The following is a 25,407-nucleotide window of genomic DNA, read 5'->3' on the forward strand; positions in this document are numbered from 1 at the left end:
CAGATGAATAATGGCATTATTGCAGCTTTTGCTTCCACTCATAGACTAAATTAAGCGCCTGCAGCGGCGTCATATTAATTAAATCGATCCCCTTCAGCTGGTCGATCACCAGCTGAGATTTGCCGTCCGGCTTCTTCTTGACGGCAGCGCTTGCCGCATTGTCTTCCCCGAAGAGCGACAATTGCTGGATCGGGGCTGCCTTCACGGGCAAGGCAGCCGTTGTCGTCGCGGCGATCTGGGCTGCGCCCGCCGCCCGCTCTTCAAACCCATTCAGCAGCTCGTAAGAGCGCTGAATGATCGCATCCGGCAGCCCGGCGATTTCGGCGCAATAGATGCCGTAACTTGTGCTGGCTGCCCCAGGAATGAGCTTGCGCAGGAATGTCACCTGCCGGCCGCTTTCCTTGACCGCCATACAGTGGTTTCGCAGATGCGACAAACTCTCTTCCAAGTGGGCAAGCTCGTGGAAATGCGTAGACACAAGCGTCTTGCAGCCAATGCGGTCGTGCAGGAACTCAATAACCGCCTGCGCGATCGCCATGCCTTCGCCGGTCGATGTCCCGCGGCCCAATTCATCGATGATGACAAGGCTCTTGCTCGTCGCCTTCTCGGTCATCACCTGAATGTCCATCATCTCGACCATGAAGGTGCTTTGGCCGCCGATCAGGTCATCCGCCGCTCCGATCCGCGTGAAAATGCGGTCGGTAACCGGAATGCGCGCGGATCGGGCAGGCACGAAACAGCCGATCTGCGCGAGCAGGCAGATCACGGCAACCTGCCGCATATACGTGCTTTTGCCGGCCATATTCGGACCGGTAATCAGCAGAATGCGGCCCTGCTCTTGCTCTAGGCGCGTATCGTTCGCGATGAACGAGCCGTCTTGGATAACCGCCTCCACCACTGGATGGCGGCCTTCTTCGATCTGGAGATCGAAGCCTTCGCCGATCTCCGGCTTGCGGAAGTGCTGCGCGGCGCTGACCGCGGCCATCGATTGATACACATCGGCGGTCGCAATAACTTCCGCCAGCTTCTGCAATCTGGAGATATGCTGTGAAATCCGGTCGCGCAGCTCCGTGAACAGCTCATGCTCCAGATCAACCATTTTGTCCTGCGCTTCCAGAATCAGCGCTTCCTTCTCTTTGAGCTCCGGCGTTACGTAGCGCTCGGCGTTGGCCAACGTTTGCTTGCGCTCATAGCGGCCTTCCTGCAGCGCTGACATGTTCGCCTTGGTCACTTCGATGAAGTAGCCGAACACTTTGTTGTAGCCGATTTTGAGCGACTTAATTCCCGTCGCTTCACGTTCCTGGCGCTCCAGTTCGGCAATCCATTGCTTGCCGTTTTTGCTCGCTTCTCGCAATTGATCCAGATAAGGCTGATAGCCTTCACGGATCATCCCGCCATCCCGAATCGAAACCGGCGGCTCATCTTCAATCGCATTCGCAATCCAGGACATCACATCTTCACAGTTGTCCATTTGGTCAACGAGCTTACGCAGTGTCTCTGAGCCAGAGGCTGTGCATACCTGCTGCAATAGCGGTACTTGCTGCAAGGAATGCTTCAAAGCTATCATATCGCGGGCATTCGCATTCCCATAAGAAATGCGAGCAACCAGACGTTCCAAATCGTAAACTTCTTTCAAAGCTTGTTTTACATCGTCGCGCACAATGAGCTGATTATAGAGCAGATTGACAGCTTCCAAGCGTTCTTCGATACGTGAAACACTCATCAAGGGCTTCTCAATCCAGCGGCGCAGCATCCGGGCTCCCATCGCGGTAACCGTTTTGTCCAGCAACCATAACAGGGAACCTTTCTTGGCGCGTTCCCGAACGGTTTCTACGAGCTCCAAATTGCGTCTTGTAAAAGGGTCCATCGTCATGAATTGATCGGGTTCATATAAACGAATGTGCTTGACATGGGTCAACGCGCGTTTCTGTGTTTCTTTCAAATAAGCAAGAAGCGCTGCCACGCCCTGACGATTCAAGGCAGATAAGGAAGTCAAAGCGGGATCATCTGCAAAGTGCTCATCGAGCAGCTTTTCGTCCACCAGCGTCCATTCCGTCAAAACCGTGTTGCGTCCCCAGGTAACTCCCGTTTCACGAATGGTTGTCAACAGCCCCTGACTCGTAATAATTTCCGAAGGGTTGTACACATTCAACTCATCGACAACAAGTTCCCAGGCATTCGCCAGCAAAGTTGTATACAGCTCACCCGTTGAAATATCACAAGCTGTAAAGGCATAACCGTCCTCACGACTGACCACAGAAACGATATAATTGTTGCTCGATTCTCCCAGCAGCTTGCTATCCATAACCGTACCTGGTGTCACGATACGCACAATTTCACGGCGCACAACGCCCTTGGCTTCGGCCGGGTCTTCGACCTGCTCGCAGATCGCGACCTTGTAGCCTTTCTCGATAAGCCGGGACATATAATTCTCGGCTGCATGATGAGGAACACCGCACATCGGTATTTTCTCATCAGCGCCGCCTTCTCTGCCAGTTAAGGTAATCTCAAGCTCGCGTGAAGCATTGATCGCATCATCAAAAAACATTTCATAGAAATCTCCCAGACGAAAAAACAGAAATGCATCCGGGACTTGCGCCTTCACGGCCAAGTATTGCTGAATCATCGGCGTATATTGGGCCACCTTGCGTTCCTCCAACCAATCAGTGAATTCATGGTAAATCTATGAAACTATTATGTTGCTGTTTTCATATGTTTGCAATAAAACAGGTCAAAGGCACCGAATTGTTCGCCTAGGACGCTAAGTATGTTAACCATGTTGGAAGTCATAAGAGACTCTTATATCAACCTAAGAGCCTCTATAGACTGGATAAATTATTATAACATGATTTGTTCTTCAAAAGCTTCTTTCAGGTGATACGGCGCAATTTTCCATGCCTTGCGAATATCGGCCTTTTCATCCCATGGCACCAAGGACATGATTCTCGTCTTGAGACGATCCAAATCTGCCGAAAGGACCTCATACCCTTTCAACTGCTCAAGATCCTGCCACAGCTTCGTCACCGCACTCTGGATTCGCTGCTTATCGCCGCCATAATAAGCGGCTTGCATATCAGGGTCCTGCAAAGGCTGCCGCGGCAGCAGCCAGTAATTGTCCGCGATCAGCGAAGCTAGCGCAAAGATGCCTCGCGTGATCAGCGGCGACTGCATCCAGCTTGGCAGTGTGCGGTATTCGAAGCCTCCGTGCGACTTCTTGCGAAAGTCGCCCAGGAAGCCATACCGAGGGCGGCGCGCACGCGTCGTGTCGCCCTCGATCAAGATCAAAGGCAGCGCGAGGTAATTATCGAGCGCGCGCAGTAAATGCCCATTCAGCCAGCAGCGGCTGAAGTGGATGTGTCCGCCGAGGGGATAGCCGCCAACCGGCATGCCGCCCGAGAGCCACGCCAGGCTCTCGTCGGGGATCGCCCGCGTCGCGAGCTTCATCGTTGCCTGCAGATTTCTCGCGAGCTCACGCGGGTCCGTGCTCGGCTGCGGGCGCAGCTCGGCCAGCGGGAGGATCAGACGATGCCCGCTGAGCACGATCGCATCGCAGCCCACTTCGCCTTCCCGCGTCAGGAATTTGTCGGCGAAAACCACCTTGCCCTGCGGGCTGAGCAGCAGGAACTCAGGGTCGCTGCCGAGCATCACGCGTTCCTTGCGGCGCAGTTCCTTTGCCAAGCCCAGCTCGTAGCGATCGATCGCCTGCGCAAACAGCTGCGCCAAGCGTTCGTTTATCTTGGGCACCGGATCCACGTCCAGCACAAGGGTATGCCCGCTGCGCAGCACGCCGATAGTTACAAGCCCATAATCCAAGCCTAGCGCGTAGATCGCTTTGACAGCCTCCCGGCTAGCTCTGCGAACGTGAAAACTCGCTCTAGCCGGAGACACTTCTATGTATGCCGGGTGAGCGTTTGATTTTCTTTGCTCGAACAGCGTTTTCTCCGCAAGCAACAAGGTTTCATTCTTCTCATAAACGACTAATGTCTGCAAATGAAAGACAGCAACTTTATATTTATGAGCAAAAGCGGTGTTGTCCTCTTTATGTGAAGCCATGGTCTTGATTCCATGCAAATGCAGCATTTCTTCGCGTTTGGAGCGCTTTTGGGCTCTAATAATCGCTTTAATGGGCTGCAGCGCTTGCTTGAGCGGCCATTCATCATGCGCCGCTCCCCAATGAATGATAACCTTGCCGCGCCAGTCCTGAGGCAATTGGGTTCCACTGGGAATCCGCGCAAGACCGGCCAACTCCAATGCATCTGGTTCCTGTGCATGCAGCAGAAATGTTTCCATATCCATGCCCCTTATCCTCACTTTATGGCAATCCCCGAATCGTAGAATGGCCTAATGCCCAATTATCGCCAAAAAACAAAAAAGAGGGCAAATGCCCTCTGCCGAATCTCTCGCGCCAGCATACACTGGCGTATAGATTCTTTAATCCAAATCTTCCTCGAGCAAGTCGGCATCGAGATCCTCGAAATCTCCATCGCCGTGATCATCGAAATCCACATGCTTGTCGTCAAAGTCATTGCAGCCGTTGGTGCAAACGACTACACAGACTTTCGTTTCGGCAATCAGTTCGACTTGGAATTCGCGTTCTACCCGAATAATGACGCTGTCGCCGCTTGAAGAGATACTGGCTTCCACACAGTTTGGTTCTTGCGTTGCGACAGCAGACACTTCGGCAGTAGTCGGCTTATGTTTTTTGTCTAGATAGCTTAGTCCAACGATTTCTACATACGAAATGGTTTCTTTTGCTACGTCTGTTTTGGTGTTGCGATCGTAAGAATACCAGATGTTGATATCATAAGTACCAACTACCTCTACGCCATCTCCGGATTGGATCGCCTCGAATTGGTTATTAATAATCCAAGCGCCCAATATACTGGTCGGAGAAAAGGGCGGCGTCACGGTATGACTTACATGTGAAAATTTGCGACCTTTACCGCAGACAGCCTTTGTAATGATCTCTCTGCATTGCAAATCTTTATCTAATGACATCCTTTCAACCTCCTCCATACAATCATTCATTACAAGTGTATGCAGGACAGTAGTCTAGAGTGACAATTATTTTATATTATTTTCACTTAATAAAAATACCGATATCTGTCAGAGTCAACCTGCCTCGGGACGCTGTTTTTTTTGCTTTTTGGCGATCGATAAATAGTGCATGAGTTCCCGGTTTAGCTGAAATATCGCGGATCGCACCTCAAATTCCTCGCGGCTCTCCGGCAGCGGCATTTTTTTGTAACGAGCCTCCAGTTCTTGCAAGTCTTTCTCCGATTCGCCTGTATAGTAATCTTGCTTGACAGAGTGACTGATATCTTCAAGGATATCAGCGACAAGCTCTCCTTGCGGCAGCGTCTGGTACACCTGAGCGACAAGATCAATCATCCGATGGATCGATTCCAACTGCTCCCCCCGCATGAAGAAATATACACGCCAATAAGGATCCCCTCCGAAAATAAGCCGATTTTCCATGGAGCGCTTCGCCATCCCAGCCCCCTGCTCGATTTCTTCGCTAACCTCCAGCAGCTCTTTCCCATCCCAAATCACCGTATTATCGCGCAGATGCTTGGCCAGATTGACAAAAATAGCCGAAAATAAAACTTCAATCTGCTCTTTATGGCCTACAATCGCCTTATCTGCCTTAGGCATATAAGCAATATTGATAAGTGTCGCCGTTCCTAATCCGACCACCAGGAGAATGACTTCATTGAGAACAGATCCCCAACTGGCATCTTCATAAGCAAAAAGATGCAGCATCACGACAGCTCCCGTCACAGCCCCTTCTGTAATTCGCAAGCGATACAGCAGCGGAAAAACAAGGAGTAGGAAGATACCGACAACCCATACATGAAAACCGATCATACGAAACAGCAAACAACCCATCAACAGGGCAAGCAGGGACGCGGCAATCCGATGAAGTGCGCTTTGAATCCCTTTTTTCTTCGTCACTTCAATGCCTAGAATGGCAAGAAGACCTGCGGCGGCAGGTGTTTTGATTCCTAGTATATGCGCTAAATACATGGCAATGACGACCGCAAGGGCGGTTTTAAGCACACGAAAGCCCATAGCGTTTCACCTCTTTACTGGTTTTAACTATGGGCTCATTATTTCATTTTCGACAGAAAGTGGCAAGCTTCACCGATGTTTGGTCAATCTTTTTTCCAGATAAGACACGACCTGATACATCACTGTCGCGACGATCGCAATGACAAACAAAGTGGAAATGACCAAAGTGAAATTAAACACTTGAAAACCATATATGATCAAGTAACCTAATCCTATTTGAGAAACGAGAAATTCCCCAACAATCACACCAACCCAAGCTAAGCCTACATTGACTTTCAGCGTGGAGACGATAGCGGGAAAAGAAGCCGGCAGAATAGCCTTGAGGAAGATTTTGCGCTGAGATCCCCCGAATAACGTAACGATCTTGACATAATTGTGGTCCACTTCTTTAAAGCTCCCATACACGACGAGTGTTGTAATGATTACTGTGATGGATAACGTTGTGGCGATGATAGATAGGAGACCAGGACCGAGACCGACAATAAATAGAGGACCAAGCGCCACCTTGGGCATGCTGTTCAGTACTACGATGTAGGGATCAAGCACCCTGGATAGAAACGGCGACCACCAAATAACAACCGCTAATGCAGTTCCGAATAAGGTACCCAAAGCAAATCCGATAATCGTCTCTACCACCGTGACCCCCACATGCGGCAGAAGACTTCCATCCAGCAATTTATCCCATAGCAACTTGAAAACTTTCGTCGGATAACTGAATAGGAGCACATCAATCCATTTTAACCGCGCAGCTAGTTCCCAGAGTGCAAAAAAAAGCAGGAGAATCGCAGCTTGAACCAGCCTGACGTTCTTCGTTTCCTTTTTCTTGGCCACAACAAATTCCCGATGAACTTGATTGGTCAGCACTCTATCTGCGGATTGTTTCTGCAGCTGTTTCTCGCTCATGCTTCATGCCCTCCAAATTCCTGCCATATCCTGCGAAAGAGTGCATGAAACCCAGCTAACTCTCGTGCTTCAAAAGGGGTGGTTTGCCGAATGTCATCCGGAATCTGGAAGGTTTGCCGGATACGGCCCGGATTGGGATCAAGAACAATAATGCGATCACTCATCGCAATCGCTTCTGTGATGTCATGCGTCACCAGCAGTGCCGTCTTCTGTTTGGCATGCAGCGTCTCAACAACCAAATCTTCCAGCTGCAGTTTGGTTTGATAATCAAGGGCCGAGAACGGCTCATCGAGCAGTAATAATTCGGGCTCTGTGGCAAGCGTACGCACTAACGCCACCCTTTGGCGCATGCCCCCTGACAGCTGCGAAGGATAGTAATCCTTGAATCCGAGCAGTCCCATCTCCTCCAATAAATGCAGAACATGCCGCTTAGTCTCCTTCGTCAATGTGCCTGTAATTTCCAGCCCCATGCAGGCATTCGCTTCAATGGTGCGCCAAGGAAAGAGATAATCCTGCTGCAGCATATAACCAACCGCGGTTGAAGGGCCGCTTACCTTCCTCCCTGCCACCGTTACAATCCCCGCAGTGGGCTTGATGAGCCCGGCTATAATGGATAAGAGAGTCGTCTTCCCGCAGCCGCTGGGACCGATCAAACTAACGAATTCACCACGTTCAATCGTAAAATCAATCTGTTCCACAGCGAGTGTTGCCCGCTCCTCGGTTACATAGACTTGTGTTACGTCTTTAACAGTCACAGCTGAATCCATGTTCGTACTCCTCTCTCGTTCCATTCATCCGCTTCATGACGCCTGCTTTAAGGTTTTACAGTGGTTCTGGCTTTCTCCGCAAAGGAATTGTTGACTAATGTTTTCCAGGCTACTCTCTCTTTCAATTCACCTGCTGAAGCCATTACATCCAACAAATTGTTCCACTCTTGTTCATCTACAATGCCATCTGTCGCAAAAGAGCCTTGATCTTTATATCGTTTCACAACATTCTTCACGATCCCCACATCAATATCTTTGAAATATGGCAGTACAGCCGTAGTAATTTCATCTACGCTTTTGGAAGCAACCCACAGCTGCGCGCGTTGAATCGCATTCGTGAATTTCTGTGTAGTAGCGGCATTGGACTTCAGGAAGCTTTGTTTGGTCATGTACACGGTGTACGGCAAATGTCCACTTTCCACACCGAAGGAAGCGACCACGAAGCCTTTGCCTTCTTTCTCCACGATGGAAGCCTGCGGTTCAAAGAGCTGCACATACTCCCCGGTGCCCGACGAATAAGCGGAGGCAATATTCGCGAATTCAATATTTTGAATCAGCTCCAGGTCTTTCTTAGGATCAATATTATGCTTCTTGAGGGTGAACTCTCCAGCCATTTGGGGCATGCCCCCTTTCCGTTGGCCGAGAAACACAGACCCTTTCAATGCTTTCCAATCAAACGTATCCGCTTTTTTGCGAGCTACCAGGAAAGTGCCATCGGTTTGCGTCAATTGAGCAAAATTGATCACGGGATCATCCGATCCTTGCTGGGAGACATAGATCGATGTTTCCGAACCAACGAGCGCGACATCAATCGCGTTGGACAGCAAAGCCGTCATCGTTTTATCGCCGCCAGGTGTCGTAGTAAGTTCTACATCCAGGCCCTCATCCTTGAAAAAACCTTGTGACAACGCGACATACTGCGGCGCATAAAAGATCGATCGCGTTACTTCACCAATCCGTACTTTTGTGGTTTCTGTACTCTTGGTGCCGCACGCTGAAACGACAATGCTAAGCAGTAGGACGGTAGATAAGGCGATTCCCACTCTTTTCCGATTGTTCATAGACGTCCCTCCGATTTAAGTTGTACTGTATCCTATGCAGGAGCCCAGAAGTCGGTTAACGTTGATCACTCGGGAAACCGTTGTCAAATTAAAAAAAGAGGCTGCCCCGCAGAGCCGCCGGGCCACCGGACTGCTAGTCCGGCACTCGTACCTGCTGTACCTGCACCTGTCTGCACCTGTCTGTACCTGTATCTGCACCCATCTCAATCCCGTCCCTCGTTCTCGTTCTCGTGCCAGCACCTGCACAACCAATCCGGCACTCTAATGAACTGTATGATGCTTATAGACGAGAAATTAGCTACTTTTGCGATTTAATGAACTCAATTGGCGTTATCGAGCAGCTTTTAGGCGGAATGGTGAGCGTTTGTGAGAGATAACATGCGGGGAATTCATTAGATTTTTTAAATGCACCATTTTGATCAAATAAAGGGTATTGAGTTCGTAAGGGAAATAAGGCGCCAAGAAAGGTTGTAGACGCGCCAAATAAGAAAAACGGCTTCGCCGCCCTGATAGATCAGCCTCTTCTTAGTGGCAAAACCTTGTAAGGGAACTAGAGGATGCTAATTAGGCAAAAAGTAGGAATGCGTGACTAATAGCGGAACTACAGGGTCTTATTTCCACGAAAAGCGTAAAAATTCCCATAAAACAGCAAAATAACGACCTGTAGTTCCCTCAACCTCCCGATAATGACACTTTTGGCTAGAATAGCGCACCATAGTTCCCTGACGTCCGCGCGAGGCAGCTAGAGTAATTCCGCGTTCACTCCAAAACATATAAACTCTTATATATAAATAAAGGAGCTAAGCAGATACAAGCCGCTTAGCTCCTTTGTCATTCAATTATTCTTTTCCAAAGAATGAATCTGTCCTAACATCAACATTAGCTGCAATTGACACAGCCTCTTAGAGCCAGCAATTAAATGTCATAAACGGCTTTGTATTTCTCTTCCAAATAAGCGACTAAGTAATCAGGATTCAACTCTTCCCCAGTCACTTGCACAATAATTTCATTCGGAGTCAACAGTTTGCCGTGTTGGTACACTTTATCCGTTAACCATTCTTTGATGGGCACCAGGTTGCCCGCAGCTATTAACTGGTCGAAGTTCGGCAGTTCTTTGCGCAGTGTCTCGGTGAACTGCGCCGCGTACATGTTGCCTAACGCATAGGATGGGAAATAGCCAAATGCGCCACCAGACCAATGAACATCCTGCAGCACACCCTCCCCATCGTTCGCTGGCACAACACCCAGATACTCTTCATATTTGGCGTTCCACGCTTGCGGTAAATCTGCGACAGCAATCGTCCCATTGAATAAACCTTTTTCCAGCTCATAACGAATCATAATATGCAGGTTATACGTTAATTCATCCGCTTCAATCCGAATTAAGGATGGTTCGATATGATTAATCGCTCTGTAGAAGTCATTGACATCTACGTCATCGATCTGGCCGTTGAATGTCGTTTGCAGTTCTCCGTAGTACCGTTCCCAGAACGCTTTGCTGCGGCCGATGACATTTTCCCAGAACCGGGATTGCGATTCATGAATTCCCATCGAGGTGCCGGTGCACAGATTCGTGCCGACTAGATCTTGGGAAATATTTTGCTCATACAAGGCATGACCGCCTTCGTGAATCGTTCCGAAGAGAGCAGATGTGATATCATTCGGCAAATAACGAGTAGTAATCCTTACATCGCCTGGGTTAAGGGCAGTAGCAAATGGATGTACCGTCTCATCCAGCCGCCCTGCATCAAAGTCATACTGCATCTGTTTCAAAATGGACAAGGAAAATTGCTTCTGTTTGCTGATTTCAAACTGTTGATCCAAAAAGGCGCGATTCGGCTGTTTCGGAGAAGCTTGAATCCGTTGCAGCAAAGGAACAGCTTTCTCACGCAGCGCGCCGAATACTTCATCTAATTTGTCTACGGTCATTCCCGGTTCGTACATATCTAATAACGTGTTATATTTGTGACCCTCATATCCCCACAATTCAATAAATTCTTGCGTTGCAGCAACAATTTTCTCGAGGTATGGCTGGAAGGAAGCCCAATCGGAATTGTGCTTCGCAGCTTCCCAGGCGGACTCCGCTTGTGAAGTAAGAACAACATAGGCCTGATATTTCTCAGCCGGTATCTTTTTACTGCGATCGTATTCCTTTTTGCATTCCAGAACCATTTTTCGGGAAATCGCATCTAACTGCTCAAGCTCATCAGGTTGTGTGAAGAACGCTACATAGCTGCCCATCTCATCGGATGTCGACATACGGAATACCTCTGTGGATAATTCTCCTACGACTTCCGAACGTGTTTCAATGCCTTTCTTCGGAGCGCCGGTGCGCATATCCCAATAAATTAAGGCGATGGCCTCCTCGTACTGCTTCATTTTGCGAACATAGGCCTTAAACGATTCCAGCTTGGCTGGGGCTGCTTGCACACTCATGCTTCAATCTCCTCCCAAAAGTTTCTTAATTTATCATACTTCGTCCCCTACTCAGAATCAAATTTATGCGGGAGTATGTTAGAATAATGACAGGCCTTTTGGAAAGAATCCATTTAACCGTATATATATGAAGGAGTTGATCACTATGAACGTTACATTTACTGATACAGCCATAGATCGCATTGCCCCGCTGCTGCAAGAGGACTCTGTCTTAAATTTGGTTTTCGACACAGAGGATTGCGGTTGTTCCGTGAACGGAGTGCCTACTTTGTGGATTGTTCCCAAGGCCAACGAGGAAAAACGGGTCGCTGAAACGAATCAATTTAAATTGACTTACAAAGCCAAAGACGAAATTTTTTTCGAAGAGAAGATGACGATTGACTTCCACGATAAGAATAAATCCTATATACTAAAGAGTAATAATCAGATTTACAATGCGGGTATGAGCTTAGTAGACAAGAGATAAACGCTGCAAAAATAAAGACAAGCAGCAAAACAACTTAGTGGAGGGAAGCCCATGTCTTTGGTGAATGAGATTTTAAATTACAATGAAGAATTTGTAGAAACACAGCGGTACAAAGAATTTCTGACCACGAAATTCCCAGATAAGCGAATGGTTGTCCTCACTTGTATGGATACTCGGTTAGTCGAGCTGCTGCCTAAAGCGATGAATTTGCATAATGGCGATGCCAAAATCATTAAAAATGCCGGTGCGATCGTCTCTCACCCCTTCGGCAGTATTATGCGGAGTATCGTCGTAGCCGTCTATGAATTGGATGCCGATGAAGTCTTCGTCATTGGGCATTATGATTGCGGGATGACAGGCTTAAACTCCGATCACGTGATAGCCAATGCCAAGAAACGCGGAATCTCCGATGACGTCATTGCGACGCTAGGCCACTCCGGCATTAATTTATCTCGTTGGCTGACTGGTTTTGAGCATGTCAGAGAAGGGATTGAGAAGAGTGTCAACATCATTCGCAATCATCCTCTGCTTCCCAAAAACCTGCCAGTGCACGGACTCATCATCGATCCGCAAACAGGTCGGCTTGATCTGATTGAGGACGGATATCAAGCGGTGGACGAATCGCATACATAGCACAAAAATAGACTGTCCCAGAAGGTTGAGAACCTTGAGGGGCAGTCTATTTTAATGCTCTTATTTGGTGGAAATGAAGCAACTACATTTTCAACGATTTTATCAATCGTTTGGCATCACCATTCGGCGTCGCAACAACTTCGTACATATTAATCGTTACATTGGATTCTAATTGCTCCGACTTGATCGTTCCGAAATCGATAAATTGAACGCCGGACATAATCTTCTGCTGCCCCGTGAAGCTCATGGCCTTCGTACTTAACAGGCGTCCTTGGGAATCAACGACTTCAAAAGCCAATGTTGAGAAGCTGGCATCCGTAATGACCTGCTCTAGCCGATTTACATCCAAATCCAAGCGCAGACGATACGCATACGATGAATCTTTGTTATAGGTCGCACTTACCGAGTAGTCATTCAATTTAATGCTGAATGGATACAAGGATACCGCACCTTCCGTCGGTACAGCTTGAACAGTTGTTTTGTAAGAACCTACCGACAAGCGATTCGCATCGTACAAGTTAAGGGCAAGCTTATCGGCTTTCTCAGTCCCAGGCAGCAAATATGAATAACTAAGCACATAGCTTGTGTTTGGCGCAATATTTTTGGCGACTGTTGTTTGACGGACACCTGAATACGTGTATCCTTCGGCATTTGTAAGATCGGTTTGGAAATCTGGAATTGCCAGTGTAGTCGTTCCTTTATTGGTAAGCTTATACTTCGCCACAACCGTTTTGAAGCCAAAATCGGCGTTCTCACTCATGCCCATTTCCACTAAGGAAACATCCACATTAGAATCGATTAGATTGCTCGCTGTGAATTTAAACGGCGTACCCACGGTATAATTCTCCGCCGCTGAATAAGAGGAAACTTCTCCGCCGCTGCCCGCTCCGGCTAAGGTCGTAACTGATACTGGCAAGGCTGCTGTTTGCTTACTGCCGGTGTCCGTACTATTCGTGTTGTTGCCGGTTGTGCCCGAGCCTGAGCCTGTTGTACCCGAGCCCGTCGTTCCGCCTTGTGGCGTTGTCGAAGCAGCCGCCTGTTTCTCCAGGACAACTAATTGCAGCGCATCCGTATTGAGTCCGGCCGGCAATATCCCCGAGAAACGGAAGGTCGTCGACTCATTCGGAGACAAGTAGGTCGTCCGCACGGCGTTGTCTGTGGAGGAAACCGCCACGCTGCCACGCAGCGCTTGGAACTCTGCCGACAAGCCAGGAATCGTTACAACCCCTTCGCTTTTATTCGTTAGAGTCACATTCGCCTGCAAATGAAGCCCGTCTGATTGCTTGCTTGCTGCTGCCCAGGATGTAGAAATAGCGAGACCGCTGTCATCCGTATTGGGATACTCTTTGCTTTCCCCGATTTTGCCAATCACGAAAGTTTTGGCTGTACGCAAAGATCCGAGGACCGTCGTTTTCACTTTCCCTTTTGGCGAGAAGAGCAATGAGAAGTTGTTCGTATCCAGCGATGCTGGAACCGCTGCTTGCAGAATCGCCTTAATCGGCTGCTGCGGCAGCAACGACTGCCCAGCTCCTTTGGCAAATGTAGCCGTATAAGTTAGTCCCTTGCTGTCCTGATAGTTGAATTCAAGCCCATCAGGCAGCTTGAGCGTGGCGTCGCTTAAATTTTCCAGCACAAGATCGGAATACACCATCCAAACGCCATCTTTGTAAATTTTATAGCTGCTGCCCAATTGCGCCGTAATTAAAGCATTATCGCCCAAAGTTGCGTCAATTTCTTGGAGGCTAATAACCGCTTGCTGGTGAACGGATTGCCCAGATTCCGCTAAAGCGGCGTCAACTGACAAAGCCCCAATATCACGCATCGCATTATAGTTCCACTCAAAAATATCGACCTTCAACTGACTCGCATCCAAGCTCGACGGAATCTCGGACGTAAACTTGAACGTCCCGGTTTCTCCCGCTTTCACACGCGCGGTCACTTTTTCAGTAAGCTTCGCTGTATAGGATACACCGTTCGTGTCGATAACTTTTACACCATAATTATTAAAATCAATGGGGGTGGCGCTGTTATTGTTCAGCCCTAGCGAGAAGCGCAATGAACCGTCTTCCGCTCCCGCCGACAAGGCAACCTTATCCAGCGTGAAATAGACGGAGTCACTGAGAAACACACCCTCTTTGCCAGCGAATGCCGAAGTAGCCAATGGTAGTGTCAGGAAGCTTGCGGCCGTTAGCAGGATAGCCGAACGGCTGAGCAAGCGTTTCATCTTTCGTTGTTGGTTCACAGGGAGTCCTCCTTAATTTTTGTTAATCAGAACGCAAAGCGTCAATCGGACGCAGCTTGGATGCTTTATTGGCCGGGTACAGACCAAAAATGACACCCACGAGAACTGAAAATAAGAATGCGTACAAGCTGATATCGAAGGATAAGCTCGTGGTCTGTTTGGGGCTGAAATAGGGCAGTGCATAAGAGAGTCCAATCCCTAACGCAAGTCCGATTAATCCGCCCATGCCGCTAATAACGACAGCTTCTACGAGAAATTGCAGCAAAATATTGCGTCGCTTGGCGCCAATCGATTTGCGAATACCGATTTCCCGCGTCCGTTCGCTTACCGTTACCAACATAATATTCATAATGCCGATACCCCCGACAAGCAGTGAAATCAGCGCTACAGCTACTAATTGATTCGTAAGTGTATTGGTCGCTTCAGTCCGTGCTTTCAGCAGCTCATCCTGATTCGTTAAGACGAAACCGGTGTCGCTTTTGAATTTATAAGTCAAATATTGCTTCATCGTTTCTTGCGCTGTATAAATATCGTCTTTGGTCGGCGCTTCCACGTAGGTAGTGCGGATTTGCCCTAGTTTAAAGACACGTCTGGCTGTCTCCAGCGGAACAATAACCGAACTGTCGACCGATGCCCCGCCGATGTTGGAGCCTTTCTCTTTGAGCGTACCGATGACACTGAACACGGCGCCATCAATATTTATTTCCTCGCCAACGGGATCCAGAGTTCCAAAGTATGTTTTGGCAACCTCACTGCCCAGCACGGCTACATTCGAGCGGAACTCAAGATCCGTAGGTGACAGGTTGCGCCCCTTGTCTACCGTAGCTTTAATGATCCCGAAGTAACGGTCATTCGTGCCAATGACATTGTATTTCTCCTGCGTACGGTCATATTTAATATTGGAGCCGTTCTTCGTCATCGTTGGGGCAATGGATTTAAATTCCGGGAAGTTCTCGAAATTCATCAGTTCATTATAATCCAATTGCGTGGCGCGCCCGTTCCCGGTTGCCGTGACAACCAGCAGATTCGTCCCCATGTTCTCATACTGCTTGGCAATTTGTTCGGAAGTCCCTTGCCCGATAGATACCAACGTGACAACCGAACTAACCCCGATGATGACGCCAAGCATGGTCAGAAATGTTCGCAACGGGCTCGAAATAATCGTCCGCAGCGACATTCTGAGCAGTTCATTTACCTTCATACGCTCACCTCTTGCTTCACAGCGCCCTTGTCTGTGGAATTCCGATAGTCATCAATGATGACTCCGTCGCGCAGAGCAACAACGCGCTGGGCATTATCGGCAATATGATGATCATGCGTAATCAGGACGATCGTGTTCCCTTGTGCATTCAACTGTAAAATTAATTCCAACACTTCTTCGCCTGTTCTGGAATCCAGCGCGCCTGTCGGCTCATCTGCCAGAATAAGCGAAGGGGAGATGGCCAACGCCCTCGCAATCGCGACACGCTGCTGTTGACCGCCGGATAACTCGCTCGGCTTATGATGTCCGCGTTCTCCCATACCAAGCATCTTCAACATATTATGTGCTCGTTCTCGCCGCTCTTTCTTCGCAATCCCCGCATAAATCATCGGAAGTTCCACATTTTCCATCGCCGATAAACGCGGCAGAAGGTTAAATTGTTGGAAAATAAAGCCGATTTTCTGATTCCGCAGCTCGGCCAGGGCGTTATCGTTCATATGTTCCGTGACCACGCCATCCAGAATATAACTGCCAGAGGTAGGAACATCCAACAAACCAATCGTGTTCATTAGCGTCGATTTCCCTGATCCACTCGGCCCGATGATCGCTACAAAATCACCTTCGGCCACAGACAGCGATATGCCTCGCAGAATGGGTAGATCTTCCAGACCGCGCTTATAGGTTTTGGTAATTTCTTTAAGTTCAATGATATTCATACCGCAATAGCTCCCTTCCCAGCAGTATTATCTAGCACCGCCACCGCCGTTGGTCCGGACAGCTCCTGTATTGCCTCCCGCTCCCGCTCCACCAGTTCCGCCGCCTTGGAATCCTCCTGCGCCTCCGCCACCAAAGCCGCCTGCACCGCCTACGCCTCCGTTTTGCTGGAACTGCTGTCTCAAACGATTTATTTCGTCCTGACTTAAATTTTGCTGTCTTTTTACACCAGGCAACACGACTTTGTCGCCTTCTTTAAGCCCATCTGTTATCTCCACTTGTGTCTTGGAGCGAATCCCAATCGTAACCTCATGCTCTGTCTCTAACGTACCGTCCGCTTTTTTCAAAGTAACGACTCGTTTACCTTTTTGTGATTGAAGAGCTTCAGGCGGAATGTAGAGAATATCTTTCTTATCTTGAATCAGGATTTCACCTGTTGCCGTCATCCCATATTTCAACACATTATCCTTATTGTCAGCAGCTAACACCACATCATAGAAGGTAACGCCATTCGTTGTTGTTCCTACCGTAGAAACTTGCGTAACTTCTGCTGGGAACACGCGACCAGGGTAAGAATCCACCTTAATCTCCGCCTTCATCCCCGTCTTCATGTTGGGAAGATCGAGCTCATCGACTTGGACGGGAAGCTGCATTTTGGCAAAACTAGCCACAGCGCCCAGCTGTGTTCCGCTAGTTACTTTGCTTCCTGCTTGATAGTTGCCTAGAATATCATTCCTCTTATTGACGAAATCCGTGGAGAACACACCATCGAAAGGCGCGACAATTTTGAGATTATCCACTTTATCCTGAGCTGCAGCCACTTTCAGTTTCTGACGTTCAAGCGCTGATTGTTTGGCGAGAATATCATCACCGAGCGTATCATTCACAAAGGAGGCAATCTGATCGCCCTGATGAACCATATTCCCTGTTTTGAAAGGCAGCGTAGACACGTTACCCGTTGTCCCGGCCAGAATCGTTGTCACTTTCTGATACTGCAGTGCGCCTTTGGCTTGTGAATCGACAGCACGACCGCCAATCGTCACAGAACCAAGTACATTGGTGCCTGCGTCCATGGAGTTATCATTCGGAACCGTAATGTCGATATCAATCCATTTGCCGCCCTTCCCATCGGACTTGGGGTCCTTGGAAATCGTTTGAATCGTTCCCGTTTTCGTAATCATAAACCCATCTAACGTAATATCTACGGCATCACCCTTATGAAGCTGCGCTGCATCTTCCACGAAGAAAGGAAGTGTAACTGTCAACGTGCTCACATCGGCGATCGTAGCAATTTTCGTTGATTTATTAATCGATGAACCGAGGTCTAGATTGGTTGCATATGTAAGCTTGCCGGAAACCGGCGCTCTTACGCCCATTAACCCTTGCTGCTGCTCAAGTGAACTCAAATCCTTCTGAAGCTGCTCATAATTCAACTGAGCGTCTTGCAGATCACTCTCCAAGCTGGAGCTAGTGAGTTCAATCAGCACATCACCGGCTTTGACGGCTTGATTTCGTTTCAAATTTATCGATTTAATATTCGCATCCTGTGTAATTGTGATCGTTTGTGTTTCCTTAGGCTCGAATTGCGCTGTACCGGATACCGAAGAACGAATATTCCCTTTCTTCACATCGGCTGTCACCTCTTTGACATCCGCTGCTTTCGTTTTCTTTCCTTTTGCCAGATAGGCATAGGATCCCCCAGCGCACAGGATGACCGCGATACTTACAATAAGCCATTTGCTGCGATACCATTTCATGAAGTTGCTTCCTCCTTAGGGATAATTCGACCGAAGTTGATCTATTGCGTATGCTCTTAGTTGTCTTTTGCCTTCATGACTGCCAACCTAATCATGCTTGGAAACAAGTAATTCCACGAGTTGTTGTTCAATGCTCTTCCCGATACTTCGAGGATCTAATTGCTGAGTTCCCCCATCCACTCGATCAATTTGGCCAGCTTCGACCGCCCGTTCTTTTCGTTGCTCGATGAAAGCGTTGATTCGCTTCTCTCGTTCTTCCTGTGACAGCTCAGTATGCGGTTTATCCACCCGCTCTTCAATGCGCTTATTCACTTGTTTGGATTGTTCGTCCAAAAAAGTTCTTTGCTCGCTCGTTAAGCTGCCAAGGACTTGCTTGCGTTCGGTATCATTCATACTTCCTTCTTCCATGCTTTCACGAATGTAGGGCAGCATGGCCACGGCTTGCTTGGCCGATATGGTCAAAGAGGCATTGCGATCCATGCGAAGCAAAGCTTGAAACAGCATGACCAGCCGCATCTCCGTCAGATTCTGAACTTCTTCATTCGGGCGATCTTCTGGTGAAGTGTGCCCGGCCGTTGGAGAAGGCGCAGCCTTTATCGCTGCTGAATCCGTAACAGTCAAGGGATGACTGCAAGCACTTAACAGGCAGGCCAAGAGTGTGATACTTACTATCACTTTTTGTGTGTATCTAATCTTACATACACCTCCAAAACAAAAAATCCTGTCCACTAGCAACAGGATACGAAATAAACATGAATTAAGTTTGCTTAACTTGTAAAATATTTGTAAACAAACTACGCAATTCGCGGAAAAATAACGCAAAACTCGGTACCTTCCCCCACTCGGCTGCGCACTTGAATGGTTCCATCCATCCCCGTTACCAAATGCTTCACAATCGTCAGACCAAGACCGGTACCTGTGGACACATCGGATCGCGAGGTTCTGGCCTCATCGGCTTTGTAGAAGCGGTCCCAAATACGAGCAAGCTCGGCATCTGTCATCCCTGCCCCAGTGTCCCTGATGTATATATGAACTTCATGTTCTTGTTCCTCCAAGGCAACCGTCAACGTCCCGCCTTCGGACGTGAATTTGAGCGAATTGTAGATCAAATTCTGCACAATTTGGGCAAAACGATCCGGGTCTAGCGCCACTTGCGCTGGCTCTAGCAGCGGATCCGGAAGAATCACATGAAGTGAGATTTGCTTATCAGCAATAGGTGCCTTCAATAGCTCCAATGAATCTTCCAGCGTTTCTGCCATAATCACCGGCCTCATCCGAAACACATCTATGCCATTCTGAATTTGCGCCAAATCGAGTAAATCCGTAACCAGACGTTGAAGACGCTGAACCTCTTGATCGCAAATGCGCAAGTAATGTGAATATTTCTCTTCTGGAATGACCTTATCGTTCATGGCGACAATGAAACCTCGAAGCGTTGTTAGCGGAGAACGCAGCTCATGCGACACATTGGTTAGAAACTCTTGTCTGGTTCCTTCCCACTCCTCTAGTTGATCCACCATGAAGTTGAAACTGGCGGCGAGTTGACCCACCTCATCGTGCGAGGTGATCGGAACTCGAGTTGTGAAATCGCCGTGCGCCAGCTCGAGCGCAGCGCGATTCATTTGTTGAAGCGGCCCAGCCAGCTTGCGGGAAATTATGAAGAGAATGAATCCGACAGCAAGCAGCGAGAAGAGCAGCGGCACCATAATATTCACACGCACGGCAGATATCGCCTCACTGATATCCCCCGCTGGAAAATGCAGGATAATGACCATCGGCTGACCATTCAGTTGATATGGAGCGTGATAGGTAAACAGGTTAATTTCTCGCCCGTCCGGCATCGTCAAACCGACCATTCCGTAACCGGAATGACCGTGCAAGCCATCGATGAACAAGGCATCCATCTGCTTCGGGATTCCTCGGCCTTCACTATCAGAGGAGCCATTCAGAATAGTGCCTTTCTCATCCACGAGCCATACTTGTCCATTAATGCTTCGCGCCAAAATACGAATGGTGTATTTCAATTCTCGCGTTGTAATAGTCCCATCTTGGACAGAATTCATTAAGCGCGTGACTTCCACATTGCGCTTCTCCATCAATTCGATCTTATCTTTATAAAATAAATCCGTAAAATAGTAGTTCCAGAACAGGAAAAGGCCCGCGAAGAAAAGCACACAAGTCGCCAGAAAAGACAGAAATATTTTCAGATAAAGACTGTTGTACTTGCTCACGATCCATCGTCTGACCTTAGCCATGTTGAACCACCTCAAACGAGTAGCCGATCCCCCACAATGTTTGAATGTTCCACATGTCATGCTGCCCAAGTTTTTTACGCAAATTTTTCACATGGGCATCCACCGTTCGCGTACCGCCTGTAAAATCAAAATTCCACACATAACCAAGCAAATCTTCCCTCGTAAATACCCGACCTGGATGCGTTGTCAGGAAAAATAGCAATTCGATTTCCTTCGGTGTCAACTCCACCCTTTTCCCACCAACCGTGACCCGATACTGGTCCAAATCGATGACAATATTGCCAATTTCAAGCCATTTGCGGGAAGTACTCTGGGGATTAGCAGGCTCGCTTGCTACTTGCACAGTACGACGCAAAACAGCCTTGATGCGGGCAATCAGCTCATTGGGATCAAAAGGCTTGACCAAATAATCATCAACACCTAGATTAAAGCCTCTTAATTTATCGATAGACTCTCCTTTGGCTGTCAGGAAAATAATCGGTGTTTGGTGAAAAGGCGCATCCATCTTGCGAATTTGATCACAGAGTTCATACCCGGAAATATCCGGCAGCATAATGTCCAGCAGGACCAAATGAGGCCTCTCAGCGGCAATGGTTTGGAGTACATCCTGTCCGCGCGGCAGCAAAATCGCTTCATAATTGGAATGCTCCAAATACAAACGGACCACCTCGGCAATATTGGGTTCATCATCCACAACAAGAATTTTACCTTCCGAAATCACTTCGCTCCACCCTTTTCTTTGCGGATTTGCTGTTGTCTTGCTCTCTCTAGGATGACCTCGGAGCGATCCCGCTTCGTATGCTTATGGGTAAGCTGCTCATCCAGCAACGCACTTGGCGCTAGCCACGTCCATCCTTTACGCTCACATGCCTCCATACACCAAGCGGTTAACTCGGGATCGGCAATCGGTAAATTAATATCATAGTAGCTGTATTCATGATGTTCAATTTGCCTCAACGTTTCACTTAATAAGTGCTGAAGCTTACCGGAATCCAGTCCAAGCGAGCTGAGATGAATCGCCTCCGCATTGGCTGCTGCGCTTTGCAGCATTTTGAGCGCGCCTATGCGATTCCCACGGCGAATATGGTACATCCCCACGGCGATTTGGATCAGAGCCACGTATGTCCTGCCGCGTTCATCTCCTGGATGCTCCTTCCAGAACTCCTCCATCACTTCATGGCACTCAAAATAGTCCCGCTCCGCATGAAAATAAAGTAAATAATCGAGATAAGCTCCCGGATATGGCTTCATTCCTGTTCCTCCACCTTGTTGTAATCACGGCAATGCTTCTATTCTCTTCATGTTACTCGAAAGTTGTGCCATCGTCCAATCTCTCAGACAACATCTTCATGCTTTCTATCATTTTCCAACGCAACCATTCTACCTTTTGAAACGTCCAATACAGTAGATTACTAGAAAGAGGCGTGAAAGATGAAAATTGGAAAATGGATGCTTGCTGGCACTTTGCTGCTAGCCATGACCGTACCTCATGCGGTTCATGCCGCAGGTGCCACCACACCTGACAAAACGACCAAATACCGCGTTTACCAATACAATCACGTGCTGATGGAATTCGCTTCGTATAATCAAGCTGAAGCGTTTGCCAAGGGATTCACCAATAGTCACGTTGAAGAAATCGGTTCGCGCAAATGGCTGTGGAACAATTTCCCCCGCTATCAAGTTTATCAACTGGATGCAACCTTGCCGGAATGGCAATTCACCACGCTCGATGCCGCCATTGCTGAAGCCAAGAAATGGACGAACGCAAGCGTACGAGATTTGCAATCCACAGGCTGGGCTTGGAATAATTACCCGAGATATCAGGTCTATCAGAATGAAATTACCCTGGACAGCTGGAAATTCCTTACCTTGAATGAAGCCATCGCTGAAGCCAAAAAGTGGGGCAGCGCCCACATCATCAACCTGGACAACAACCAATGGGTTTGGGATAACATCGCCTCTGATGTTAAACAGCTTTTAAGCTCCGGGGAGCCCGCTTATAAAGTGTATCAAGGGACCTTTTCAGCTGACAATTGGAAATTCGCTTCGCTCGAAGATGCGATCAAAGAGTCTCTGAAATGGGGAAATTCAACCGTTGTCAATACGACAACCAATCAAACCGTGTACAGCAATCTTAAAACGTATAAAGTCTTTCAAAACGATTCCTTTTTACAAGACTTTACTTCCCTCGATGAGGCCATCGCCTATGCAACACAATGGGGGCATAGCGCCATTTTCAAAGAAGGACATAAGATTTGGAATAACTTCGCCTCTTACCAAGTCCTGCAAAACACAGCGCTCATCGGCGAGTTTAAAACCATTCCAGAGGCATTAAACTACAGCGTGCAATACAGCAATGCCTCCATTCAAACACTAGATCGAACGCTGCTGTGGGATAATTTCAAAAAACTTCAAGTATGGGGCTGGAACGGTCAATCAGGCGCAGATACGATCAAAGCACAAGTGAACAACACAATTGGACTGGATGTCGATTCTCCCAGCTATTTTGAGCTTGCTGATGCAGGCGGCGGTTTGAAAGATAATTCCAACGCTGATACCGTCAAATGGCTGCAAAAAAACGGCTACACCGTGTACCCGCTGGTCAATAATCAATTCAATTCAACCTTAACGTCACAATTTCTGGCGGATAGCGCGGCCCAAGATAAATTTATTACCGCTTTGGTAGACCGCTCCGTACAGCTTGGTGTTCCAGGCATTAATGTCGATTTCGAGAGTCTGGCTGGATCGGACCGCAATGCTTTTACAGCTTTCATGACCAAATTAACCGCTTATGCCCACCTGCACGGCTTGGTTGTCTCCATTGATCTTCCTCGCGGCAGTGTCAAATGGAATCATCTCTCTGCGTTCGATCATGAGAAGCTGGGCAGCTTGGTCGATTATGTAGCTATCATGGCTTATGATCAGTTCTACAAAGGGAGCACATCGGCCGGATCTGTTTCCGGACTTCCTTGGACAGACGGCGGCATACAAGAATTCCTTTCCTATGGCATTCCGCGGGACAAAATAATTCTTGGTATCCCCTACTATGTTCGCGAGTGGAAGCTGGATGCCGCTGGTGCCTTGCAAGGCAACCGAACCGTGCTTATGAAAGATATCCCTGCCCTGATGGCATCCAAAACGACCACAAAGACATGGGACAAAACCTTTGAACAGTACAAAATCGAATATAAGGAAAACGGATTTACCTATGTATTCTGGTTAGAAGATGAGGCAACCGTCAAAGCCCGTCTGGATATGGCCAAAAAATACGACATTGCCGGTGTTGCAGCTTGGCGGCTTGGCTACGATCAAGCGGATTTATGGAAAATGATTTTGCAAAATAAATAGCTGCAAGCTTAAAAGTAAAGAGCACCCCCAAGTTCCACCGGGGGTGCTCTTTTTTCATTAAATTAAACCTAATTCACTGAAAATCGTTGCCGTGCCGCAGTCCGAACAGAATTTGGCATCCGCTTTATTCACTTTGCTGCACCCTTTGTGGAGAAGCGATTTCTCCTTCGTGCACTTATTTTTCAGCGGCGCCCCGCATCGAATGCAATAACGTTCTTCCTTATCTGCGACATAGTGACAGCGCACACAGGTTTGCAGCTCTTTTTCGGCCATAACATCAACCCCTTGAAGTAAAATCCCTTCCTCCAAGTATATGTATTGAAGCAGCAAAACGGTAATGCTATCCTCTGGAAATAATTCATTTCCAGACTATGTATAAAAATAGGCCTATTTCGCCCACCCTAGAAGGTAAAGGAGGTGAAATAAACATGGCGAAAGATGTCCTTTGTGAAGTGAATTCCTGTAAAAACTGGGCGAACGGCAACAAATGCAACGCGAACTCGATTTATGTCGTGAGCCACCACGGCAGCAATCAAGCTCGTAATTCCGAAGAAACCGATTGTAAGACTTTTGAACCGAAAGTTTAACTGACTGCAAGAATGGAAGCTTGACTGCTTGAAAACAGCGAAAGTTCGAAAAGAAGAGGCCTTCGGGGCCTCTTTTTCGCCCTCTATAGACATTGTAACCAATAATGATAATTATTATCACTCTTTTGAGGATAAATTAGTTCAATAATTTCTTCTCTGCTGCTTTTCAAAAGAAAATTAACCATACTAAAGTATCTGTTGCGGCTTACCTTTTCCTGTTATTTTATTAGAAAAGCAGCTATTTGAGGGAGGTTGAGACTGTTGAGGAATTCAGGTAGAAGGTCTGCAGTAATTACTGGCGTGTTATTAATTGCCGGGATAGTTGCAGGTATATTTAGTATTGTTCCTGTTATAGATGGAGCAGACTACCTTGTCGAAGCTTATGCAACTGAAAACCAGGTACTACTGGGCGCGTTTTTCCAATTGTTAATGGTTGTTTCCTATGTTGGCATTCCTATTTTGATGTATCCGATTTTAAGTAAGATTAATAAAGGTTTAGCTCTTGGATCTGTTGCTTTCGGCATTATTGCAGGTGCATTCATTATTATTGGTGTAATCATTCTTCTGCTGCTATTGACATTAAGCCATGAATTCACAAAAGTGGGAACTCTGGAGATATCGTACTTCCAGACCTTGGGTGGATTGTTGCAGGCAGGACGTGATTTGGTGAACCATGTGGCAACGACACTGGCCTTTGTTTTGGCTATGTTCTTGTTTAACTGCCTATTTTACCAAACAAAACTAGTTCCACGTTGGTTGTCAGTTTGGGGTCTTATTGGATCTACAATGTCCATATCGGCAAGCTTATTATTTATGATTCGCTTCATCGGTCTGGATGCAGCCTACATGATGTTGAACATTGCAATAGCCTTTCAACAAATGGTTTTGGCTATATGGCTAATCGTTAAAGGATTCAACCGGGCGGAGCAGGATTCTGTATCGAATTAAGATGTAGGCTCTAGACG

Annotated in this window: 22 protein-coding genes; 5 read left to right on the forward strand and 17 right to left on the reverse strand. The window is 47.8% G+C overall.

Annotated features, from left to right (window positions below; all coding sequences use genetic code 11):
• Nucleotides 1-16: 16 nt before the first annotated feature.
• From mutS to IEY34_RS20045, 8 genes are all read right to left on the reverse strand, one after another.
• Nucleotides 17-2,644, reverse strand: coding sequence for a DNA mismatch repair protein MutS (gene mutS, locus IEY34_RS20010; RefSeq protein WP_189014421.1), 2,628 nt, complete (start codon nucleotides 2,642-2,644; stop codon nucleotides 17-19).
• A gap of 194 nt (nucleotides 2,645-2,838) precedes the next feature.
• Nucleotides 2,839-4,296, reverse strand: a complete 1,458-nt coding sequence (locus tag IEY34_RS20015) for a putative amidoligase domain-containing protein (protein ID WP_189014422.1) — start codon at nucleotides 4,294-4,296, stop codon at nucleotides 2,839-2,841.
• Nucleotides 4,297-4,431: 135 nt separating this feature from the next.
• Nucleotides 4,432-4,998, reverse strand: a complete 567-nt coding sequence (locus IEY34_RS20020) for an outer spore coat protein CotE (RefSeq protein WP_189014423.1) — start codon at nucleotides 4,996-4,998, stop codon at nucleotides 4,432-4,434.
• A 114-nt stretch (nucleotides 4,999-5,112) separates the two neighbouring features.
• The gene (locus tag IEY34_RS20025; RefSeq protein ID WP_189014424.1) at nucleotides 5,113-6,072 is read right to left on the reverse strand and encodes an aromatic acid exporter family protein; all 960 of its coding nucleotides are present in this window, start codon (nucleotides 6,070-6,072) and stop codon (nucleotides 5,113-5,115) included.
• A 69-nt stretch (nucleotides 6,073-6,141) separates the two neighbouring features.
• The gene (locus IEY34_RS20030) at nucleotides 6,142-6,975 is read right to left on the reverse strand and encodes an ABC transporter permease (protein WP_189014426.1); all 834 of its coding nucleotides are present in this window, start codon (nucleotides 6,973-6,975) and stop codon (nucleotides 6,142-6,144) included.
• Nucleotides 6,972-7,742, reverse strand: coding sequence for an ABC transporter ATP-binding protein (locus IEY34_RS20035; protein ID WP_189014428.1), 771 nt, complete (start codon nucleotides 7,740-7,742; stop codon nucleotides 6,972-6,974). Before IEY34_RS20035 ends, IEY34_RS20030 begins: the two co-directional genes overlap by 4 nt.
• A gap of 47 nt (nucleotides 7,743-7,789) precedes the next feature.
• Nucleotides 7,790-8,803, reverse strand: a complete 1,014-nt coding sequence (locus tag IEY34_RS20040; protein WP_189014430.1) for an ABC transporter substrate-binding protein — start codon at nucleotides 8,801-8,803, stop codon at nucleotides 7,790-7,792.
• 915 nt (nucleotides 8,804-9,718) lie between these two features.
• Complete coding sequence (locus IEY34_RS20045; protein WP_189014432.1) at nucleotides 9,719-11,239, reverse strand: carboxypeptidase M32; 1,521 nt, start codon at nucleotides 11,237-11,239, stop codon at nucleotides 9,719-9,721.
• Nucleotides 11,240-11,384: 145 nt separating this feature from the next.
• Between IEY34_RS20045 and IEY34_RS20050 the strand changes: the two genes are divergently transcribed.
• A complete protein-coding gene (locus tag IEY34_RS20050; protein WP_189014434.1) occupies nucleotides 11,385-11,705 on the forward strand; it encodes an iron-sulfur cluster biosynthesis family protein in 321 nt (106 codons plus the stop codon).
• A gap of 51 nt (nucleotides 11,706-11,756) precedes the next feature.
• The gene (locus IEY34_RS20055; RefSeq protein WP_189014436.1) at nucleotides 11,757-12,338 is read left to right on the forward strand and encodes a beta-class carbonic anhydrase; all 582 of its coding nucleotides are present in this window, start codon (nucleotides 11,757-11,759) and stop codon (nucleotides 12,336-12,338) included.
• An 82-nt stretch (nucleotides 12,339-12,420) separates the two neighbouring features.
• Here the strand turns inward: IEY34_RS20055 and IEY34_RS20060 are convergent, their stop codons facing one another.
• The 8 genes from IEY34_RS20060 to IEY34_RS20095 form a co-directional block, all read right to left on the reverse strand.
• Nucleotides 12,421-14,580: a hypothetical protein gene (locus tag IEY34_RS20060; RefSeq protein ID WP_189014438.1), complete on the reverse strand. Its 2,160-nt coding sequence runs from the start codon at nucleotides 14,578-14,580 to the stop codon at nucleotides 12,421-12,423.
• Nucleotides 14,581-14,602: 22 nt separating this feature from the next.
• Nucleotides 14,603-15,781 carry an ABC transporter permease gene (locus tag IEY34_RS20065; RefSeq protein WP_189014440.1) on the reverse strand — a complete coding sequence of 393 codons (1,179 nt, stop codon included), beginning with the start codon at nucleotides 15,779-15,781 and terminating at the stop codon, nucleotides 14,603-14,605.
• Nucleotides 15,778-16,497 (reverse strand): ABC transporter ATP-binding protein, encoded by a 720-nt coding sequence (locus tag IEY34_RS20070; protein WP_283214745.1) that lies wholly within the window; start codon nucleotides 16,495-16,497, stop codon nucleotides 15,778-15,780. Before IEY34_RS20070 ends, IEY34_RS20065 begins: the two co-directional genes overlap by 4 nt.
• Before the next feature lie 27 nt (nucleotides 16,498-16,524).
• Nucleotides 16,525-18,252 carry an efflux RND transporter periplasmic adaptor subunit gene (locus IEY34_RS20075; protein WP_189014442.1) on the reverse strand — a complete coding sequence of 576 codons (1,728 nt, stop codon included), beginning with the start codon at nucleotides 18,250-18,252 and terminating at the stop codon, nucleotides 16,525-16,527.
• A gap of 87 nt (nucleotides 18,253-18,339) precedes the next feature.
• On the reverse strand, nucleotides 18,340-18,873 hold the full coding sequence (locus IEY34_RS20080; RefSeq protein ID WP_189014443.1) for a hypothetical protein: 534 nt from the start codon (nucleotides 18,871-18,873) through the stop codon (nucleotides 18,340-18,342).
• 173 nt (nucleotides 18,874-19,046) lie between these two features.
• A complete protein-coding gene (locus tag IEY34_RS20085; protein ID WP_189014445.1) occupies nucleotides 19,047-20,507 on the reverse strand; it encodes a sensor histidine kinase in 1,461 nt (486 codons plus the stop codon).
• Nucleotides 20,500-21,228: a response regulator transcription factor gene (locus IEY34_RS20090; protein ID WP_229757740.1), complete on the reverse strand. Its 729-nt coding sequence runs from the start codon at nucleotides 21,226-21,228 to the stop codon at nucleotides 20,500-20,502. Before IEY34_RS20090 ends, IEY34_RS20085 begins: the two co-directional genes overlap by 8 nt.
• Complete coding sequence (locus IEY34_RS20095) at nucleotides 21,225-21,758, reverse strand: DUF309 domain-containing protein (protein WP_189014447.1); 534 nt, start codon at nucleotides 21,756-21,758, stop codon at nucleotides 21,225-21,227. Before IEY34_RS20095 ends, IEY34_RS20090 begins: the two co-directional genes overlap by 4 nt.
• A 180-nt stretch (nucleotides 21,759-21,938) precedes the next feature.
• Here IEY34_RS20095 and IEY34_RS20100 point away from each other — a divergent pair, with 180 nt between their 5' ends.
• Entirely contained in the window at nucleotides 21,939-23,855 is a 1,917-nt protein-coding gene (locus IEY34_RS20100; RefSeq protein WP_189014449.1) for a glycosyl hydrolase family 18 protein, read from the forward strand.
• Nucleotides 23,856-23,912: 57 nt separating this feature from the next.
• Here IEY34_RS20100 and IEY34_RS20105 read toward each other — a convergent pair whose 3' ends face one another.
• Nucleotides 23,913-24,128, reverse strand: coding sequence for a hypothetical protein (locus IEY34_RS20105; protein ID WP_189014451.1), 216 nt, complete (start codon nucleotides 24,126-24,128; stop codon nucleotides 23,913-23,915).
• Between the two features lie 155 nt (nucleotides 24,129-24,283).
• On the opposite strand from IEY34_RS20105, the gene IEY34_RS20110 reads away from it, so the two are divergent.
• On the forward strand, nucleotides 24,284-24,442 hold the full coding sequence (locus IEY34_RS20110) for a DUF1540 domain-containing protein (RefSeq protein ID WP_189014453.1): 159 nt from the start codon (nucleotides 24,284-24,286) through the stop codon (nucleotides 24,440-24,442).
• 252 nt (nucleotides 24,443-24,694) lie between these two features.
• Nucleotides 24,695-25,390, forward strand: a complete 696-nt coding sequence (locus IEY34_RS20115) for a DUF4386 domain-containing protein (RefSeq protein WP_189014455.1) — start codon at nucleotides 24,695-24,697, stop codon at nucleotides 25,388-25,390.
• The last annotated feature ends 17 nt before the right edge of the window (nucleotides 25,391-25,407 follow it).

This window comes from Paenibacillus marchantiophytorum (assembly GCF_014640555.1).
Lineage (GTDB): Bacteria > Bacillota > Bacilli > Paenibacillales > NBRC-103111 > Paenibacillus_E > Paenibacillus_E marchantiophytorum.

Bases quoted from the DNA above. Each gene is read 5' to 3' on its own strand.
- IEY34_RS20015 (WP_189014422.1), bottom strand. From the start codon at position 4,296: ATGGATATGGAAACATTTCTGCTGCATGCACAGGAACCAGATGCATTG.
- IEY34_RS20020 (WP_189014423.1), bottom strand. From the start codon at position 4,998: ATGTCATTAGATAAAGATTTGCAATGCAGAGAGATCATTACAAAGGCT.
- IEY34_RS20025 (WP_189014424.1), bottom strand. From the start codon at position 6,072: ATGGGCTTTCGTGTGCTTAAAACCGCCCTTGCGGTCGTCATTGCCATG.
- IEY34_RS20030 (WP_189014426.1), bottom strand. From the start codon at position 6,975: ATGAGCGAGAAACAGCTGCAGAAACAATCCGCAGATAGAGTGCTGACC.
- IEY34_RS20035 (WP_189014428.1), bottom strand. From the start codon at position 7,742: ATGGATTCAGCTGTGACTGTTAAAGACGTAACACAAGTCTATGTAACC.
- IEY34_RS20040 (WP_189014430.1), bottom strand. From the start codon at position 8,803: ATGAACAATCGGAAAAGAGTGGGAATCGCCTTATCTACCGTCCTACTG.
- IEY34_RS20045 (WP_189014432.1), bottom strand. From the start codon at position 11,239: ATGAGTGTGCAAGCAGCCCCAGCCAAGCTGGAATCGTTTAAGGCCTAT.
- IEY34_RS20050 (WP_189014434.1), top strand. From the start codon at position 11,385: ATGAACGTTACATTTACTGATACAGCCATAGATCGCATTGCCCCGCTG.
- IEY34_RS20055 (WP_189014436.1), top strand. From the start codon at position 11,757: ATGTCTTTGGTGAATGAGATTTTAAATTACAATGAAGAATTTGTAGAA.
- IEY34_RS20065 (WP_189014440.1), bottom strand. From the start codon at position 15,781: ATGAAGGTAAATGAACTGCTCAGAATGTCGCTGCGGACGATTATTTCG.
- IEY34_RS20070 (WP_283214745.1), bottom strand. From the start codon at position 16,497: ATGAATATCATTGAACTTAAAGAAATTACCAAAACCTATAAGCGCGGT.
- IEY34_RS20075 (WP_189014442.1), bottom strand. From the start codon at position 18,252: ATGAAATGGTATCGCAGCAAATGGCTTATTGTAAGTATCGCGGTCATC.
- IEY34_RS20085 (WP_189014445.1), bottom strand. From the start codon at position 20,507: ATGGCTAAGGTCAGACGATGGATCGTGAGCAAGTACAACAGTCTTTAT.
- IEY34_RS20095 (WP_189014447.1), bottom strand. From the start codon at position 21,758: ATGAAGCCATATCCGGGAGCTTATCTCGATTATTTACTTTATTTTCAT.
- IEY34_RS20100 (WP_189014449.1), top strand. From the start codon at position 21,939: ATGAAAATTGGAAAATGGATGCTTGCTGGCACTTTGCTGCTAGCCATG.
- IEY34_RS20105 (WP_189014451.1), bottom strand. From the start codon at position 24,128: ATGGCCGAAAAAGAGCTGCAAACCTGTGTGCGCTGTCACTATGTCGCA.
- IEY34_RS20110 (WP_189014453.1), top strand. From the start codon at position 24,284: ATGGCGAAAGATGTCCTTTGTGAAGTGAATTCCTGTAAAAACTGGGCG.